Below are 16,895 nucleotides of genomic sequence, written 5' to 3' on the forward strand. Positions count from 1 at the left end.
AGCTCCTCCGTCGAGGGTGGCGGAGGGGAGGAAGGCGGAGGTACTGGTCCAGACCGACACTTCGCCCGATGGGCGGATCTTCGGGGATGATGTGCCGGTGGAAAAGCCTCTCTTGATCGCCTCCGATGTCGACGGCACCCTGCTCGGCCCGTTGGAGGTCCTGTCCGAACGCACGATCGACGTCGTCGGACGCGTCGCCGCGGCCGGAGTGCCGTTCGTGCTGGCCAGCGGCCGTCCGCCGCGCTGGATCGCGCCGATCGCGAACCCGCTGGGCCTGACCGGGTACGCGGTCTGCGCGAACGGCGCGGTGCTGTACGAGATCGGGACGGACCGGATCGTGGCGGTCCACGGCCTGCTCGAACCCCCGCTGCTGCACGACACGGTGAGTGCTCTTGATCACGCTCTCCCCGGCTGCCGGTTCGCCGCGGAGCGGGTCGGCGAGTCCGCGCTCGACCCCGAAATGCGCAACTTCGTGATCGAGCCGGACTACCACAATCCGTGGGGCAACCACGAGGGCACGGAGGCGCCGCGGGCCGAGGTGCTCGGGCATCCGGCGATCAAACTGCTGATCAGCAGGCGCGGGATGAACTCCGACGAGATGGCGCAGGCGGCGCGTGAGGTCCTCGACGGTTCGGTCGACATCACCTACTCGACCAACACCGGCCTGATCGAGATCGCCGCGCACGGCATCACGAAGGCGACCGGGCTGGCCGAGGTCGCCGAGCGGCTGGGGGTCCAGGCCGAACGCGTGATCGCGTTCGGGGACATGCCGAACGACGTCGAGATGCTCGGCTGGGCCGGGCACGGCGTCGCGATGGCCAACGGGCACCGCTCCGTGCTGGACGTGGCCGACGAGGTCACCGCGCCGAACTCCGAGGACGGCGTCGCGCAGGTGCTCGAACGCTGGTTCTAGCGGCCTTCGCGGTCGAGTTTCGCGGCTTCTTCCGGCGTCGGCGCGGTGCCGCCGAGGTGCGCGGGCAGCCACCAGCGCTCGTCGTCGGACGACGGCTTCTCCGGGTAGCCGGCCTGGACGCGGTCCACGAGCGCCGACATCCGCACGCGAAGGTCCTTCGAGAGGACTTCGGCGTCCTCGTCGGCCTTCGGGTGCATCGGCTCGCCGACGAGGATCGAGATCGGGACGTGGCGTTTGGTGAGGTCCTTCGGGCGGCCCTTGGTCCACAGCCGCTGCGTGCCCCACAGCGCCATCGGCACGACCGGGACACCCGCCTCGGCGGCCATCCGGACCGCGCCGGACTTGATGTCCTTCACGGTGAACGACCGGCTGATCGTGGCCTCGGGGAACACCCCGACGACCTCCCCGGCCTTCAGCCGCTCGACGGCTTCGCGGTACGAAGCGAGACCCGCGCCGCGGTCGACGGAGATGTGGTGCATGCCGCGCATGAGCGGTCCGGCGATGCGGTTACTGAAGATTTCCTTCTTCGCCATGAACCTGACCAGGCGTTTCGCGGGCTGCGCCCCGAGCCCGCAGAAGATGAAGTCGAGGTAGCTCACGTGGTTGCAGGCGATGACCGCCCCGCCCGTCGACGGGATGTGCTCGGTCCCCTCCACCCGGATGCGGTTGTCCAGCACCCGGAACATCAACTTCGCCGCCATGATGACGGGCGGGTAAACGAGCTCAGCCATTCGTTCAGGTTACGCTACCGTAGGGTAACCAACCTACGGTCGCGTAGGTCACACCAGGACTTCCAGGCCATCACTGCAGGTCACTACCCTAAAATGCCCAGGTGACGCACGAAACCACCGAAATCACCCTCCTGCCGAGAGGCAGACCCGGCGCTCAGCGCTTCTGGGCCTATCTCGCGCTGAGCACGGTTTCCCTGATCAACCTGATCTCCTTCATGCCGAAGTTCCCCAAGCCGCATGAGCAGGCCTGGGGCGACGCGGTGAACTACTACCGCATGTCCGAGCAGACCGGCGCGGCCGTCGAGAACCCGTTCGCGCTACGGATGCTGAGCCCGTGGATCGTCCATCGCGGCAATCTGCTGACCGGCCTCTCCCTCGATGTCCTCTGGGTGGCCTTCACCTTCGTGGTCACACTCGCCACACTCATCGTCTTCTTCGAGTTCCTGCGCTCGCAGCTGAAGCTGCAGTTGTTCACCTCGATGCTCGCGTCCGTCGCGCTGGCCTGCACGTTCTGGTACGCGCCCTACGCCTTCGGCAACCCGTGGCTGGTCGACCCGCTCAACAACCTGCTCTACCTGCTGGCGATCTGGTTCATCCTCAAGCGCAAGCTGATCCCGTTCGCGATCGTCATCGTGCTCGGCGCGATCAACAAGGAGACGACACTCCTGTTGGCCCCGCTTTACCCGCTGATCGCGTGGACGCGTGAACGCAGGTTCCGCGATCGCGACGTGCTCGGGGGTATCGGGGTGTTCGTGGTCGCCACCGGCATCTACGTCGGCTACCGGTTCTGGGCGCAGAACCTCATCGGCGGCGATTACGGCTTCGGCGCGGGGCAGTCCAACAGCGGCTTGCTCGACAACATCCGTTTCGCGCTCAACGCGAGCAAGGGCACCGGCCAGGTCGAACTGTTCGCCACGTTCCACTTCTTCTGGCTGATCTTCGGTTACGGCCTCTACCAGCAGTATCGCCGCCGCGGCCTGCGCGCGGAACTGCTGATCGCCAGCGTCTGGCTGTTCGCCTGCTGCCTGGCGGGACGGCTCGTCGCGACCGACACACCGCGCGTGTTCGTGATGATGGCGCCGCTGATCGTCGCGCTCACCGCGATCGTGCTCGACCAGCAGCGAGGTGAGGGACGGCGGCTCTGGGTCGGCGCGCTGATCTTCCTCTACATCGCGGTGAACCTGCGGATCGTCACGGGCGCGGCGGTGTTCTGGGTCGACGCCGTCGCACTACTGATCTTCGCCGCGCTGGTGTCGTTCCCGAAGACGCCGCGGTGGAACCCTGGCAAGGGGTTCGGCGGTTTCCGTCCCCATCAAGGGACTCTGGACACCGGTTCCTCCTGACGCGCGAAGGTCACCAGCGCCAGTGCGACGCCGAGCACGGTGCAGTACAGCGCGATCACCTGATGCTTGACGTTCTCCAAGCCGTCGCCCAGCGCGGCAAGGACGAACTGCCCGGCGGCGACGGCGAGCAGGAAGCCCAGCGCGACCCCCAGCGCGGTGCGCCGGGTCTTCCAGCCACGCCAGGCGATCAGGGCCCATATCGGCAGCAGGGCGAAGAAACCCAGTGGTGCCAGCAGTTTCGTCACGGTCGACACGATCGGGACGCGGTATTCCTGCGTCTCCGGGGCGAAGCCTGCCGACCGGTCGAAGCTGCCGAGGTAGGGCGGCCGCGCGGTGAGCAGATCGCCCGCCGCGCGGTCCAGGATCTCGACGGTGCGCCAGGGGTGCGTCGCGAAGTACTCGACGACGTTGCGCCTGCTGATCTGTTCGCGGTACTTCGGGTACTCGGGGTCCCGCGTCGCGGGTTTCGGATGCCACCAGCCGTTGCCCGCGTACTGGCCGAACGAGGCGGGCAGCCCCAGCGCGGCGAGGTCGGCCCCGGTGTCGTGCCGACCGTCCACAATGGTCAGGAAGATCGTGTTGAACATGTTGATCTCCCGCGAATCGTCGCCTGGCCGCGCGGCGAGCGAGCCGTCGGGCAGCTTCGCCGGTTCGACGGTCTGCTGCGCGTAGGCCGTGCCCCCGGCGAGCGCGCCGATGACGAACACCACGGGAAGCCAGCGCTTCAGGCCGCGGACGCCCGACGGACGGACGAGCAGCGCGGCGAGCGCGAGCAACGGCAGGATCATCAGCGTCTGGACCTTGGCGTTCACCGCGATCAGGCCACCGAAGAGCAGCACGGCGAGGCCTGCGTAACGCCACCAGCCAGGCCGCGCGGCGACCAGCAAGCCGCCGATGGCGAGCAGGAGGCCGAGGAAGGCGGCGCCTTCGCCGAGCACCGAGGCGAAGTAGCCGAAGAACGCGGAGTCCGCGACGACCAGCAGCAACCCCACGGCCGCGAAACCGCGTACGCGACGCGAGTACGGCAGTCCGGCGACGATCAGCGCGACGGCCGCGGCGGCGAGAACGCTGGTGAGCACGCCGATGACGACCAGGCTGAGCGTCGATTCGAGGCCGAGCAGCCCGCCGATCGACCGCGCGATCCGCGCGAACCAGCTCTGGGTCAAGAGATAGGTGGCGTCGCATTCGCCTGCCGGGACGGTGTAGGCGAGACGGACGAATCCCTCCGGTTCACCCTTCCACGGGATGCCCGCGCCGCACAGCACACGGAAACCGTCGCCGTTGTCGGACATCGCGATCGGCCGCGGCACGAGGAAGCGGACCAGGAGCACGGTGAGCGCGGCGGCGAACACACCGAGGCCGAACAGGCGCGAACGAGCCTCGAGCGTGGCCGGCCGGCTGGGGGAAACGCGTTCGTCGACACTCACGAAGGGCACGGTACGTGGCGGAAATCGCGCGAGCGGTCGAGGGCCGACGTGACCGCCCGCTCGACGTCCGCCCGGACGAAGACGGTGATCCACGACGAGGTTCCTTCACGCGCGAAGGTCGCGAGGCGGTACCTCGCCGCGTACGCCGGGTCGATCACGCAGGTCTGCTTCGCCGAGTAGCCGCTGTTGGTGATGACGGCGATCGTCGGATGCCGCCGGGAGACGACGGCCGCGCCCGTTTCCTCGGTCTGCCCCCGGACGCCGACGATCTGCAGTTGCGTCCCGGCGTGGTACGACAGCACACCGGGCGCGGAAGTGCTCACGACCGAACCCGGCGGCAGATAGCCGTCGAGCCAGCGGCCGATCTCCTCCATCTGCGCGCCGTGGTCGTGCCAGGCGCGCACGCGGGCCAGCATCTCCGGGCTGAACACCGACACCAGCACCGCGAGCCCGGACAACGCCACCGCGGCGGCGGGCATCAGCCGCGAGACCGGCGGACGCGGACGCGGGCTCGGCTTGGCGCCGGAGACGAGCACACCGGAGACCGCCACCGCCGACACCGCGGCGACCGACAGCAGCGGCGGGATCGGCGCCAGCAGTCGCCAGGCGGGCCCGGCGTCGCCGCCGAAGAAGACCACGAAACCGATGAGCGCGACGGCGGTGGCCAGCATCAGCCAGGTCAGCGACCTCGCCTCGGCCTCATGCGGCGTCCGGCCGGTGCGGCCGCGCACCAGCAGGGCCACGACTGAGACCAGGCCGAGCAGCAGGAATCCCTGGTGGACCAGCGAGAACCCCGACAGATACCGCCAGCCGGCGTCGATCCTGGCGGCGAGGTCGAGGTCGAAGGGGATGACGACCGACGTCGGCAGGACATGGTCGTAATAGGTCACCCGCCAGGCGGTCCACGGCGCCGCGAAGACGAGCCCGCCGAGCAGCCAGCCCACCGGAGACCACCAGGTGTAGCGGCCGCGCCAGGCCGCGACGACCAGCCAGATCCCGGCCAGGACCGCGAGCAGGACCCCCGCCGGGCGCGTCATCGTCGCGAAGGCGACGAGCACCCCCGCGACCACCGGCCGCCGGGCCGCGAGCGAGGCGAAGACACCGAACACGAGCAGCACGAACAGCGGCGTCTCGGTGCCGGATGCGCCGTACGCGGCGAGGCCACCGGCGCCCGCGACCAGCACGGCGGCGGCCACGCCATAGGCCGGGCGCGCCTCACCGGCCGCCCGCGCGACCACGCGGTTCACCGTCACATGGGCGAGCAGGACCGCGCCGAGTGTGCTGAGGACGCCGAGCACGATCGCGGAAGTCTCGATGTCGGCGCCGAAGGCCGCCTTCGGCAACGCGATCACGATCATCCAGAGGAAATTCGCGTAGCCCTCGATCCGCTCGCCGGGGTTGAACACCGGGCCATTGCCGTCGGCGATGTTCTGGGCGTAACGGAAGGTGATGTAGGCGTCCTCCGAGATGGTCGAAAACATCAGCTGGTGCACCAGCGAGAAAACGAGGGTCAGCATCAGCGCGACGGCGCGCCAGGCCTTGTCCGCGCCGATCTTGGGCCAGGCCACCAGTACGAAGACCGCGACCAGGATCCAGGCGACGACAAGCGCGATCACCACCTGATCCCCACCCTCCCGGGCCGAGCCGCTCCCCTGACAAAAGACTACGGTCAAGTATCGATCACCGCGCCGGTGTGTTTCTTTCGGCGCAGCCAATTGACACGAATGGGCCAGAAAGTGTGCACAAAGTAGGCAACGCGCGACCGTTTTGCCCGTCGGGGCGTGCCTCCTTCGGGTAACGGTCCCCGGGGGTTAATCTGGCGCCCCGTCCGTTCCGCACCTCGGGGGTTTGTGCGGATTCCCCACCCGAGGTAGCCCGTGCCGACCCAAACCTCCCTGTCCGCCGACGTCGTCACGCTGTGCGTCGCGCTGCTCGTCCTCGGCCTCCCCGGTCTGCTCACCGGCCTCGCCGCCGGCCTGCGCGGCTGGGTGCTGGCGGGGATGACGCCGTTGCTGAGTTACGCCGTCGGCGGCCTCGCCGGGCCATGGGCGGCCGCGCTCGGGCTCCCGTTCAACCCGGTGACGTACGCGGTGGCGACGGCCTTGTTCGCCGGAGTCGCGTACGGCCTGCGGCGGCTCACCCTGCGCCGATGGCCGCCCGCACCGGAGGAACCGCTGTGGGGGCGGTCCGGGCATCTCGCGGTCGGCGCGTGCCTGCTGCTCGCGGCCGCCGTCGGGATGTACGCGGTGGTGCGCGGGATGGGCAGGCTGGACGCCATCCCGCAGGGGTTCGACGCCGTCTATCACGCCAACGGGGTCCGGCAGATCGCCGAAACCGGGGACGGCAGCCTGTTCGGCACCGGCCAGGTCAACTGGTACGGCGACGCGGCGCCGGTGTTCTACCCGAACGCGTACCACCTGCTCGCGTCCGTGGTGTATCTGCTCAGCCCGGCGACCATCCCGCTGACGCTGGACGTGAACACCGCTCTGCTGCCCGCGCTACTGGCGTTGTCGCTGGTCACGATGGTGCGCGTGTTCCGGGGGCGCGCGGTGTTCGCGGGCGCGGCCGCCCTCGTCTCCATCGCGCCGGTGATGGGCCTGTACGAATCGATGAGCAGGGGACCTTTGCTCCCGTTCCTGCTCGGCCTCGCACTGACGCCGCTGGCCGCCGTCGCGGTGAAGCGCTACCTCGACCGGCCAGCTCCCGACACCGGTTTCGTGCTGCTGGCCTGCGCCGTCGGGCTGCTGTGCGTGCACTCGTCCGCGTTGTTCGGCTCGATCCTGTTCGCCGGCCCGCTGCTGCTGCAACGCTGGATCGCGCCCGGTGAACGGTGGCGGCGGATCGGGCGGGATCTGCGCGCGCTGGCGATCGTCGGAGTCGTCGCGATCCTGGTGTCGTGGCTCCAGCTGTTCGGGGCGATCGGGCTCGCGAACGGCGAGGTGCCCTACCGCAGCTGGCCGGTCGAATGGCGAGCGACGACGGCACTCGGCGCACTGCTGGGCTTCCAGCACCACGAGCCGTATCCGCAGGTCTGGCTTTCAGCCGCGTTGCTGCTGGGCTTCATCTTCTTCTCGCGGCTGGGCGGGCTGCGCTGGATCGGCGTGACGGCGTTGATCACCGGGCTCGCCTACATCGCGGTGACGTCGTCCGAGCAGCCGCTCGTGCTGGCGCTGTCCCGGCCGTGGTGGAACGACCCGTACCGGTTCATGTCGATGGCGGCGATCCCGCTGGCGATCATCGCGGCGCACGGCCTCGCCGAAACGCAGGCGTGGCTCCGGGACAACGTGGCGCACCGGAAGGTGCCCGCGTTCGCCGTCGCGGTGGTGGTGTTCGGCGCGTTCGCCTTCCTGAGCAACGGTTTCTACGCGCCGTCCAACGCGGAAAAGGTCGCCCCCGGCTATGCGAACACGCCCGGCGTCAACCCGCACAAACTGCCGGTGAGCCCGGACGAGGTCGTCGCGATGGAGAAGCTCGCCGAGTTCGCGAAACCCGGCGAGCGCGCGCTGAACGACCGGCTGGACGGGACGGTGTGGACCTACGCGCTCTCCGGCGTCCGCACGACCTCCGGGCATTTCGACGAGACGCTGTCGCCGTCGGACGCGCGGCTGCTGGAGTGGCATTTCCGCGAGTACCCGTCGAACGCCCAGGTGCGGGCGGCGGTGGCGCGGCTGAACGTGCGGTGGGTGATCCTCGGGCAGTACGGCTACCCGACGGGTGCCCAGCGTCAGGCCGGGCTGCGCGACCTGGACGGGCTGAACTTCGTGACCGAGGTGTATCGCAACTCCGACGCCGTCATCTACCGGCTGAATCCCTGACGCGGGAGGTCACGAGGCGGGCCGAGAGGGCGGCGCCGCCGGCGGTGATCAGGTCCGCGACGGTGAACATGACCCGGGAGGCGATGGCGAACGCCGTCGCCTGGACGACGGTGAGGCCCGACGCGGTCAGCACGGCGACCTGCGCGACCTCGCGGACGCCGACCCCGCTGGGCAGGATGAACGCGAACGTCCCGACGGTCATCGCGACGGCCATCGCGCCGACGCACAGCACGAAACCGCTGAACCCGGGCGTGCCGACGGAGTTCGCCAGCAGCCACAGGTGCACGCCCTGGAGTGCCCAGGCGGCGGTCGAGGAACCGAAGACCTTCCCCACGACAGACCAGCTCAGCCGGTGGTCCAGCGGCGGGCGGCGCAGAATCCGCAGCACCAGCGACGTACCCCAGGTGAGCACGCGCGGGTGCAGCATCGCCAGGCCGACCGGGATCAGCACGAACAGCCACATCGCCCGCGGGCTGTTGCTGAACACCGCGGGGGCCGCGAGCAGCGAGACGACCAGCGCGGACACCACGCCGACACCGAGCTGGATCAGCGAGCCGGTGAAGATCCGCGCCCTGGCGAGCCCGGCCTTGCGCCCCAGCTCCATCTGCAGCAGGTACGCCCACACCGAACCCGGCACGTACTTGCCGAGCGAGCCGACGAGGCAGATCTGCGCGCCGCGGGCGTAGCCGATCGGCTTGCCGAGGTCGTCGACCATGACCTGCCAGCCGTAGGTCGACACCATGATCGCGGCGATGAGCGCGAGCAGGCTCAAGGTGGAGGATTCCCACGCGACCTCGGACAAGGTCCGCCAGAATTCACCCCAATTGGTGACCAGGGTCTTCGCCGCGAAACCGACGACCAGCAGGATGGCGACCCAGCGGACGACGTCGAGGATCTTCGCCTTGGTGGATTTCGGTTGTTTTACCGCAACCGAAGACTCCTCCTCGGGCGTTTCGACGGTCGTCACTGAACCTCCTCTGCTGCTACCTCGTAACCGCAGGTCAGGCCTGCACGGTCACCAAGCGGCTGAACTCGGTCAGCAGATCGTAGCCGTCCCAAATCGCGGAGAACGTCAGGGCCGAGCCGAACGGAACGACCCGGTCGACGCCGCGGCCCGCCAATTCCCGCACGAATTCGGTCAATTCTTCTTTGGTGAAGCCGAATTGACCGACGGTTTGATCTTTGCGGAGCACGATCGGGACGAGGTCGGAAAGCGTGTCGACCCGCGCGTTGGCGAAAGTCCCCGCGCCGAGCCATTCGCGCGGGAGGATCGCGGGGTCGGTCAGTTCGAGCGTCGCGATGCCGTTGCCCTGGAACTCGATGCCGTTGGCGAGCCCGTCGACGGCCGCGCCGTACGCGGAAACCCGCTTCTGGACGGCCATGGCGGGCTCGGTGACGTGCTGTTTCGTCGCCAGCACCTCGGCGAGCAGCTTCCGGAACTCCTGACCGGCTTCACGGGCGCCGTCTTCGTCGCCGACCCAGAACACCGCGCGCGGCGACGAGCAGGCGGCCTGGTCGAACCAGTACGAGTCGTTGTAGAACCCCTCGGCCGCGCCGCGGCGCTCGGCCTCGGAGGCGTTCTGCCAGCCGCGCACCGACGCGACCGCGAACGACGACCGGTCCGGGAAGGTCAGGTCGCGCGCGTGCGGGGCGAGCGGGTACTTGCGCAGCGCCGCGACCGACGCGTCACCGCCCCAGATGACCCGCAGGTCCGCGGCGACCGAGAGCGCGCCGCTGATCGCGTCGCTGCGGTCGTAGGTGACCATGCGCTGCGTCGCGGTGATCGCGGCCGCGGTGTCGGCGTCTACTTCGGACAGTGCGGCGTTCAGCGCCTCCAGCACCGTTTCCGCCGCGCCGGCCGAACGCGAGGACACGCGGACGACGTTGTGGTTACCCGCGAGCGCCGAAAGCGCCCACGAGTACACGAAGATCGTGTCGACATTGGCCGGTGGCACGTGGAAGACGAGTCCGCGCGGAAAGCGCAGCGCGTCCCCGGATGTTTCCAAAGTGGACAGTGCCTTGGCGATCTCTCCCTTGCGCAGGAAGAAACCAAGGGACGCCAGCTCCGGGAAGCGCCGGGCCGTCGCGGGGGCGAGCAGCTTGCGCGCGAACTTCGTCAGGAACTCGACGACGCGCGGGTCGCCCACGCGGAGCCGTCCGCCGACAGGCTCGGCCCGCAGCTCTTCGACGAGCTTGTCGACCTCGATCGCGTCCGCGAGCGGAAAACGCTGGTTCAGGCTCATGCCGCCGCTCCCTGGAAGGTGTCCGAGCAGCCGCGGGCCTCGGCCTTGGGCAGCCTGCCCATGACCGAGAAGTGCTTGCCCGGCCAGTCGCCGTCGTCGATTCCGTTGTAGACACCGAGGTCCTCGGTGAGCAGGACATGCCCGGGGTACGAACGCGGCAAGGTGCTGACGACCTCGATCACACCGGGTTCGCCGACCGGCTGCTCTTCCCAGGTCTCCGGGTTCCGGATCACGACGTCGGCGAAATCGGGGCAGTACAACGAGTTCCCGGACGGACCTTCGAGGAACACGGTGCCGATCTGCTCGATCATCCCGTAGTAGTTGTGGATCCGGGTGAGTCCGGTGTCCTCTTTGAACCGGCGGCGGAACTCGGTGTTGTCCACCGCGCGGTCGATCAGCTTCTTCCAGCCGCCGGAGTGGATCAGGATCCCGTTGGACAGGTCCAGTTTGTGCTCACGCGCGACTTCGTACAGGTACTGCCACACCATGAAGGTGAAACCGAAGATCAGGAACGGCTTGTCGCCGTACGTCGCGAGGAATGTCTTGACCGCCTCGACGTCCGGCTGGTCGTTCTCGTCGAGCACGTAGGTGTGCTTGCGGCCGAAGTTCGCCATGCCCAGCACGCCCGCGCCGCGCGCGGAGAACGAGCGGCGGTTCTTGATGATGCCGATGGTGTCGACCATCAGCATCGGCAGCCGCTCGCCGCCGAGGACCTCCTGCAGTGTGGCGCCGAGCTGCTTGGTCTGCGCGCCGGCCGCGGCCTTGTCCAGGTAGATCCGCGACGCGCCCGCGCCGGTGGTGCCGGACGAGGTCAGCGTCTTGAAGATCTCGGACTCGGGGATGCTGCGCAGGTCGTGCGTCTTGAACATCCGCACCGGCAGCCACGGCAGCTCCGCGATGGAGCCGAACGACGCGTCCCGCGCGATGCCGAGCGACGAGAGGATGCGCTCGTACCCCTCGGAGTTCTCGCGGTGGTGCGCGGTCAGCTCGGCGAGCTGCGGAAGCAACGACTTCTCGCGCTCAGCCTGCGAAAGCGTGAACACACTCATACCTGGGCCTCCAGCGACCGGTAGTCGATCTTGCCGCTGGCCAGCAGCGGCACGGTGTCGATGGGGCGGACGTCGAACCCGCTGGTGTGCAGGTGCAGCCGCTCGGACAGCGCCTTCGCGGCGTCCTTGCAGATGTCTTTGTCGGCGCCTTCGGCGAACAGGACGACCTTGTCCCCGGCCGGGACGGCGGCCACGACGTCGATCCCCACCGATGCCGAACGCACGGCGTGCTCGAGATCATCCAGGCTGACCCGGTTGCCGAAGACCTTGCCGATCCGCTTGAGCCGTCCGGTGATGTAGAGGAAGCCGTCTTCGTCGAGGTACCCGAGGTCGCCGGTGGCCAGTACGCCGCCGTATTCGTCCCCCGCGGCCAGCCCCGCCTCGTCCTCGGCGTAGCCCATCATCACGTTGGGCCCGCGGTAGACGACCTCGCCGACGATCTTCGGATGCGTGGTCTCGGAACCGTCCTCACGGCGGATCGCGAACGAGCCGCCGGGCAGCGCGGGCCCGGCCGAGCCGAGCTTCTCCCCGAGCCGTTCCGCCGGGACGGTGGTCATCCGCGGGGCGGCCTCGGTCTGCCCGTACATGACGAACATCCGCCCGCCGACCTCGCGGATCTTGTCGTTGAACTGGGCGACCAGATCGTCGCGGAGCTTGCCGCCCGCCTGGGTCAGCGTGCGCAGCGTCGGGTACTTCGCCGGGTCGAACTTGAGGCGGCGCAGCATCTCGTAGTGGTACGGGACGCCCGCGAGCGAGGTGACCTTGTGCTCGTTGACCGCGTCCCAGAACCCGCGCCCGAGCACGCCCGACGGCTCGATGACCACGGTCGCGCCGCGGACGAGGTGCGAGTTCAGCACGGACAGGCCGTAGCTGTAGTGCAGCGGGAGGCTGGTCGGCGCGATCTCGTGGCGGTCGATGCCGAGCACCTCGGCGATCGCGTCCGCGTTCGCGAGCATCGCGCCGCGGGAGAGCCGGACCAGCTTCGGGTTGCCGGTGGAACCGCTGGTCGGCAGCAGGACCGCGAGATGCGGATGCGGCTCGACGCCCTCAGCGGACTTCCGGACCCAGTGGCCGTCGGAAACGCCGTAACCCTCGGGGGCGGGCGCGTCCGGCGCGGACAGCACGGCGGCCGGGCTGAAACGCTCGATGAGCCCCGCCAGGACGTCGGCGTCCAGCGCCGGGTCGATCAACGCGATCGCGCGGCCCGCCTCGAACGCGCCGAGATAGTTCAGCACGCTTTCGAGGTCCACCGACATCCGCGCGAACAGCGCGCCCGGCGGCAACAGCGACAACGCGGCACCCACGCGGGTGACCTCGGTGTCGAGTTCCCCGCCCTCGAGCGTCCTGCCGCTCGTGACGTCGATCAGTCGCGCACCCACACCCAGAAGGGTCATTAGAGAACCAAGCCTCCGTCGATGCCCAGCACCTGCCCGGTGATGAACGAAGCGTCATCACTGACGAGGAACCGGATCGCGTTCGCCACGTCTTCGGGCGTGCCGAGCCGCCCGAGCGGGGTCTTGCCGATGTTCTCGGCCTTGGCGTCTTCGGTCAGGCCCGAGGTCAAGTCGGTGTCGATGACGCCGGGCGCCACCGCGTTGACCCGGATCCCGGAGCGGCCGAGCTCCTTCGCGGCCGAACGCGCGATGTTCGCCACCGCCGCCTTCGAGGCCGCGTACACCGTCTGACCAGCACTTCCATGCTCGCCGACGATCGAGGCCAGCACCACGATCGAACCGGTCTTCTTGCGCATCATCGCCCTGGCCGCGGCCTGGACGGTGTGCAGCGTGCCGGCGACGTTCGTGCTCAGCGTGGTGTCGACCAGTTCCTCGCGGATCATGCCGAGGAGCGCGTCCTCCATGATCCCGGCGTTGGCGACCACGATGTCGAGTTTGCCGTGCTCCTTGGCCACCCCGCGGACCAACGTCGACACGGCCTTGGCGTCGGTGACGTCCAGGGCGAGCCCGCTCGCGGCCCCCGCCACGGCCGCCGCTTCCTTGGCCTTCGCCTCGTCACGGCCGGTCAGGACAACGGTGGCGCCCGCCTCGGCGAGCGCCCGCGCGGTGGCGAGCCCGATCCCCCGGGTACCCCCGGTGACCAGGGCGACCTTGCCGTCCAGCATCACTTGTTCTGGAGGTCGGTCACCATGTCGACGGCGACCTTGAAGCTGGACATGTCGATCACCTGATCGGTGTCGAACTCCACGTCGAACTCGTCCTCGATGGCCGCGACGAGCGCCATGTGACCGACCGAGTCCCACGCCTCGATGTCGCGGTACTTCAGGTTTTCGACGTCGACCTCGCCATCGAGGTCCAGCGCCTCGACGAAGACCTCACGCAGCTTGCCGGCGACATCCGCCATCTTCTGACTCCTAGTACTCACTCGCGCGGACGGGCGTCCCACGCCTTCACCAAGGTAGAGAGGTCGCCGGGCAGCCGGTCGGCCAGCCCGTCCTCAGGGAGACCGGCCTTACCCTTCAGCCACGGTCCCAGTGCCTCGATGGTGGCCTCGTCCAGGCCGCGGCGGGACAGCCCCACGGTGTTGACGCCGGTCACCCGCGCGGGGTTGCCGACGGCGATGGTGAACGCGCCCACCTCCTTGCGGACCGCGGAGCTCATCCCGACCATCGCGCCGGGGCCGACCACGACCCGCTGGTGCAGGATCGCGCCCATGCCCAGGTTCGCCCCGGACCAGATGTGGCAGTGGCCGCCGGTGATGACGTTCGAAGCGACCGTGACGGCGTCCTCGACGACGCAGTCGTGGGCGATGTGCGAGCCGCGGAGGAAGTAGCCGCCGTCACCGATGCTGGTGGTACGCCAAGTGCCCTGGTGGACGCTGACGTACTCGCGGATCCGGTTCCTGCTGCCGATGACGACGCCATGGCCGTCGTGATCGGGATCACCGTTCGGCGCGGTCTCCCAGGCGGCGGGGTGCTCGCGGCCGCGGTCCTCACCCGGGGTGCCGATGGTCACGTGCGGGCCGATCCAGTTGCCGTCCCCGATCCGCGTGGGACCCACGATGACCGTGAACGGTCCGATGACGTTGTCCTCGCCGAGCTCGACACCCTCGCCGATGACTGCTGTCGGGTGGATGCGGTTCACCACGTGAAGATCCGTTCGTCGTGGCTGGAGACAGCCTGGGGTATTGGGCGCTTCGGCGGTCCCGGTAACGTGTGGCCCGCGCCAGAGAGGGCGGCCGGGCGCAGAACCGGCGGCTCACTGTACCGGACGCACCAGAACGCCCAGTCGAGAGAGACTTGCAGATGATCCCCATTACCGTGGTCGACGTCCGTGACGCGGAGGACCTCGTCGTCGAGGTGCTGCGATCCGGCGCCATCGCACAGGGACCGATGGTCAAGCGCTTCGAGGACGCGTTCGCGAGCGTTTCCGGCACGAAGCACGCGATCGCCGTCAACAACGGCACCACCGCGCTGGTCGCCGCCATCCAGGCGCTCGACCTTCAGCCGGGCGACGAGGTCGTCACCTCGCCGTTCACCTTCGTGGCGACGCTGAACGCGATCCTGGAAGCCGGCGCGACCGTCCGCTTCGCCGACATCCGGCGCGACGACTTCGCGATCGACCCGGACGCCGTGGCCGCCGCGATCACCGACCGCACCAAGGTCCTCATGCCCGTGCACCTCTACGGGCAGACCGCGGACATGGGCAAGCTCGCGCCGCTGGCCGCCGAGCACGGGCTCAAGGTCATCGAGGATTCGGCGCAGGCCGTCGGCGCGTCGTTCCAGGGCAAGCCGTCTGGCTCGTTCGGGATCGGCTGCTTCTCCTTGTACGCCACCAAGAACGTCACTACCGCCGAGGGTGGCGTGATCACCACGGACGACGACAAGCTGGCCGACGCGCTGCGGGTGCTGCGCAACCAGGGCATGCGTGCCCGGTACCAGTACGAGGTCGCCGGGCACAACTACCGGATGACCGACCTGCACGCCGCCGTCGGCATCCCGCAGCTGGAGAAGCTCGACCAGCTCACCGCCGCCCGCCAGGCCAACGCGAAACGCCTCACCGAGGGCCTCGCCGGCACCCCGGGCCTCGATCTCCCGCAGGTCCTGCCGGGCCGCGAACACGTGTGGCACCAGTACACCGTGCTGGTCGGCCCGCACGCCTTCCTCTCGCGTGACGAGCTCGCCGCCGCCCTCACCGAACGCGGTATCGGCAACGGGATCTACTACCCGAAGATCGTGTTCGACTACGACTGCTACCGGAACAACCCGCTGATCCCCGACGCGAAGGTCGAGGACTTCCCGGTGGCCGCTTCCGTCGCCGCGCAGGCGCTTTCCCTGCCGGTGCACCCGCACCTTTCCGAGTCCGACCTGGACACCATCATCGAAACGGTTCGCGAGGTACTCGGCGCATGACCACGCACAAGATCGCCCTCATCGGCACCGGGAACATGGGTTCGCTGCACGCCCGTGTCCTCGCCGCGAACGAGCGCGTGGACCTCGTCCGCGTGATCGACCCGCGCGAAGAGGCGGGCCGCAAGGTCGCCGAACGCTACGAAACCCAGTGGACGCCCGAAATCGGCTCTCTGTCCGATGTGGACGCCGTCGTGCTCGCTTCGGCCACCGAGGCGCATTACGAGCTGGCGCAGGAGATCCTGGGCCAGGGCAAGCCGATGCTGGTCGAGAAGCCGGTGTGCAACAGCTTCGAGTTCTCCCAGGAGATCGTCGGGCTGTCGGCGAAGAAGGACGTCCCGCTGATGTGCGGGCTCCTGGAGCGCTACAACCCGGCCGTGATGACCGCGCGGGCGCTGGTCAACGAGCCGATCCACCTGATGGCCCGCCGGCACGGCCCGTACGCGCCGCGGATCAAGACCGGTGTCGCGTGGGACCTGCTGGTGCACGACGTCGACCTGGCGATCCAGTTCTTCGGCGGCGCGACCCCGCAGCGGGTCGCCTCCGGCGCGGGCTACTTCCACCCGAGCTCCGTCGAAGGCGCCGAGGACACCATCGAGACGGTGCTGTCGTTCGAATCCGGCCTCGCCACGGTTTCCGCGTCGCGCCTCGGCCAGCGCAAGGTCCGGTCGCTCTGGGTGTCCGAACTGGACCGCATGATCGAGATCGACCTGCTCCGCCGCGACGTCACCATCTACCGGCACGTCTCGCACGACTCGGTCACCGAGGACGGCCTCGGCTACCGCCAGCAGACCGTCATCGAGATCCCGGAACTGGTCACGGCGCGCGAGCCGCTCGCGACCCAGCTGGACCGGTTCGTCGACCTCCTCGAAGGCAAGGTCGACACCGACACCGAGCGGGACCTGATCCTGCCGTCGCACGCCGTCGTCGACCAGGTGCTGACGCAGGCCGCGGCCTGATCTCCCGCAGTTAGTCCTCTGGACGCGGTAGTTGCCCACGCAACTCCCGCAT

General features: G+C 69.0%; 15 protein-coding genes. 5 read left to right on the forward strand and 10 right to left on the reverse strand.

Translation table 11 applies throughout. The features are described 5' to 3' along the window. The first annotated feature begins 97 nt into the window (after positions 1-97). A complete protein-coding gene (locus ACFVM3_RS01750) occupies positions 98-913 on the forward strand; it encodes an HAD family hydrolase (protein WP_378434623.1) in 816 nt (271 codons plus the stop codon). On the opposite strand, the gene ACFVM3_RS01755 is transcribed toward ACFVM3_RS01750, so the two are convergent. Beyond that, positions 910-1,644 (reverse strand): 1-acyl-sn-glycerol-3-phosphate acyltransferase, encoded by a 735-nt coding sequence (locus ACFVM3_RS01755; RefSeq protein WP_126732442.1) that lies wholly within the window; start codon positions 1,642-1,644, stop codon positions 910-912. The two genes, ACFVM3_RS01750 and ACFVM3_RS01755, sit on opposite strands and share 4 nt — an antisense overlap. A gap of 101 nt (positions 1,645-1,745) precedes the next feature. Between ACFVM3_RS01755 and ACFVM3_RS01760 the strand changes: the two genes are divergently transcribed. Next, a complete protein-coding gene (locus ACFVM3_RS01760) occupies positions 1,746-2,987 on the forward strand; it encodes a hypothetical protein (protein ID WP_378434625.1) in 1,242 nt (413 codons plus the stop codon). Here the strand turns inward: ACFVM3_RS01760 and ACFVM3_RS01765 are convergent. Together ACFVM3_RS01765 and ACFVM3_RS01770 are read right to left on the reverse strand one after the other, a co-directional pair. Further along, positions 2,957-4,414 (reverse strand): hypothetical protein, encoded by a 1,458-nt coding sequence (locus ACFVM3_RS01765; RefSeq protein ID WP_378434627.1) that lies wholly within the window; start codon positions 4,412-4,414, stop codon positions 2,957-2,959. The genes ACFVM3_RS01760 and ACFVM3_RS01765 overlap by 31 nt on opposite strands. After that, a complete protein-coding gene (locus ACFVM3_RS01770; RefSeq protein ID WP_378434628.1) occupies positions 4,411-6,033 on the reverse strand; it encodes a hypothetical protein in 1,623 nt (540 codons plus the stop codon). Before ACFVM3_RS01770 ends, ACFVM3_RS01765 begins: the two co-directional genes overlap by 4 nt. Positions 6,034-6,291: 258 nt before the next feature. On the opposite strand from ACFVM3_RS01770, the gene ACFVM3_RS01775 reads away from it, so the two are divergent. Then, positions 6,292-8,229: a DUF6541 family protein gene (locus ACFVM3_RS01775; protein WP_378434630.1), complete on the forward strand. Its 1,938-nt coding sequence runs from the start codon at positions 6,292-6,294 to the stop codon at positions 8,227-8,229. On the opposite strand, the gene ACFVM3_RS01780 is transcribed toward ACFVM3_RS01775, so the two are convergent. Genes ACFVM3_RS01780 through ACFVM3_RS01810 form a run of 7 tightly spaced genes read right to left on the reverse strand, consistent with a single transcriptional unit; the run spans position 8,207 to position 14,622 of the window. Continuing rightward, positions 8,207-9,196: a lysylphosphatidylglycerol synthase transmembrane domain-containing protein gene (locus tag ACFVM3_RS01780; RefSeq protein ID WP_378434632.1), complete on the reverse strand. Its 990-nt coding sequence runs from the start codon at positions 9,194-9,196 to the stop codon at positions 8,207-8,209. The genes ACFVM3_RS01775 and ACFVM3_RS01780 overlap by 23 nt on opposite strands. A gap of 34 nt (positions 9,197-9,230) precedes the next feature. After that, on the reverse strand, positions 9,231-10,472 hold the full coding sequence (locus tag ACFVM3_RS01785; protein ID WP_378434634.1) for an acyl-CoA reductase: 1,242 nt from the start codon (positions 10,470-10,472) through the stop codon (positions 9,231-9,233). Continuing rightward, positions 10,469-11,521, reverse strand: coding sequence for an acyl-protein synthetase (locus ACFVM3_RS01790; protein WP_378434636.1), 1,053 nt, complete (start codon positions 11,519-11,521; stop codon positions 10,469-10,471). Before ACFVM3_RS01790 ends, ACFVM3_RS01785 begins: the two co-directional genes overlap by 4 nt. After that, the gene (locus tag ACFVM3_RS01795) at positions 11,518-12,915 is read right to left on the reverse strand and encodes an AMP-binding protein (RefSeq protein WP_378434638.1); all 1,398 of its coding nucleotides are present in this window, start codon (positions 12,913-12,915) and stop codon (positions 11,518-11,520) included. Before ACFVM3_RS01795 ends, ACFVM3_RS01790 begins: the two co-directional genes overlap by 4 nt. Further along, the gene (locus ACFVM3_RS01800) at positions 12,915-13,640 is read right to left on the reverse strand and encodes an SDR family NAD(P)-dependent oxidoreductase (protein WP_378434640.1); all 726 of its coding nucleotides are present in this window, start codon (positions 13,638-13,640) and stop codon (positions 12,915-12,917) included. Before ACFVM3_RS01800 ends, ACFVM3_RS01795 begins: the two co-directional genes overlap by 1 nt. Further along, complete coding sequence (locus ACFVM3_RS01805; protein WP_044849675.1) at positions 13,640-13,879, reverse strand: acyl carrier protein; 240 nt, start codon at positions 13,877-13,879, stop codon at positions 13,640-13,642. Before ACFVM3_RS01805 ends, ACFVM3_RS01800 begins: the two co-directional genes overlap by 1 nt. A gap of 17 nt (positions 13,880-13,896) precedes the next feature. After that, positions 13,897-14,622, reverse strand: coding sequence for a UDP-N-acetylglucosamine acyltransferase (locus ACFVM3_RS01810; protein WP_378434642.1), 726 nt, complete (start codon positions 14,620-14,622; stop codon positions 13,897-13,899). Positions 14,623-14,780: 158 nt separating this feature from the next. Here ACFVM3_RS01810 and ACFVM3_RS01815 point away from each other — a divergent pair, with 158 nt between their 5' ends. Next, positions 14,781-15,887, forward strand: coding sequence for a DegT/DnrJ/EryC1/StrS family aminotransferase (locus ACFVM3_RS01815; RefSeq protein WP_378434644.1), 1,107 nt, complete (start codon positions 14,781-14,783; stop codon positions 15,885-15,887). Then, on the forward strand, positions 15,884-16,843 hold the full coding sequence (locus tag ACFVM3_RS01820) for a Gfo/Idh/MocA family protein (RefSeq protein WP_378434646.1): 960 nt from the start codon (positions 15,884-15,886) through the stop codon (positions 16,841-16,843). Before ACFVM3_RS01815 ends, ACFVM3_RS01820 begins: the two co-directional genes overlap by 4 nt. Positions 16,844-16,895 lie beyond the last annotated feature (52 nt).

Origin of the sequence: Amycolatopsis sp. NPDC057786, assembly GCF_042797905.1 — a bacterium.
In the GTDB taxonomy this organism is placed as follows: Bacteria; Actinomycetota; Actinomycetes; order Mycobacteriales; family Pseudonocardiaceae; genus Amycolatopsis.

Bases quoted from the DNA above. Each gene is read 5' to 3' on its own strand.
- ACFVM3_RS01800 (WP_378434640.1), bottom strand. From the start codon at position 13,640: ATGCTGGACGGCAAGGTCGCCCTGGTCACCGGGGGTACCCGGGGGATC.
- ACFVM3_RS01755 (WP_126732442.1), bottom strand. From the start codon at position 1,644: ATGGCTGAGCTCGTTTACCCGCCCGTCATCATGGCGGCGAAGTTGATG.
- ACFVM3_RS01795 (WP_378434638.1), bottom strand. From the start codon at position 12,915: ATGACCCTTCTGGGTGTGGGTGCGCGACTGATCGACGTCACGAGCGGC.
- ACFVM3_RS01790 (WP_378434636.1), bottom strand. From the start codon at position 11,521: ATGAGTGTGTTCACGCTTTCGCAGGCTGAGCGCGAGAAGTCGTTGCTT.
- ACFVM3_RS01820 (WP_378434646.1), top strand. From the start codon at position 15,884: ATGACCACGCACAAGATCGCCCTCATCGGCACCGGGAACATGGGTTCG.
- ACFVM3_RS01785 (WP_378434634.1), bottom strand. From the start codon at position 10,472: ATGAGCCTGAACCAGCGTTTTCCGCTCGCGGACGCGATCGAGGTCGAC.
- ACFVM3_RS01815 (WP_378434644.1), top strand. From the start codon at position 14,781: ATGATCCCCATTACCGTGGTCGACGTCCGTGACGCGGAGGACCTCGTC.
- ACFVM3_RS01805 (WP_044849675.1), bottom strand. From the start codon at position 13,879: ATGGCGGATGTCGCCGGCAAGCTGCGTGAGGTCTTCGTCGAGGCGCTG.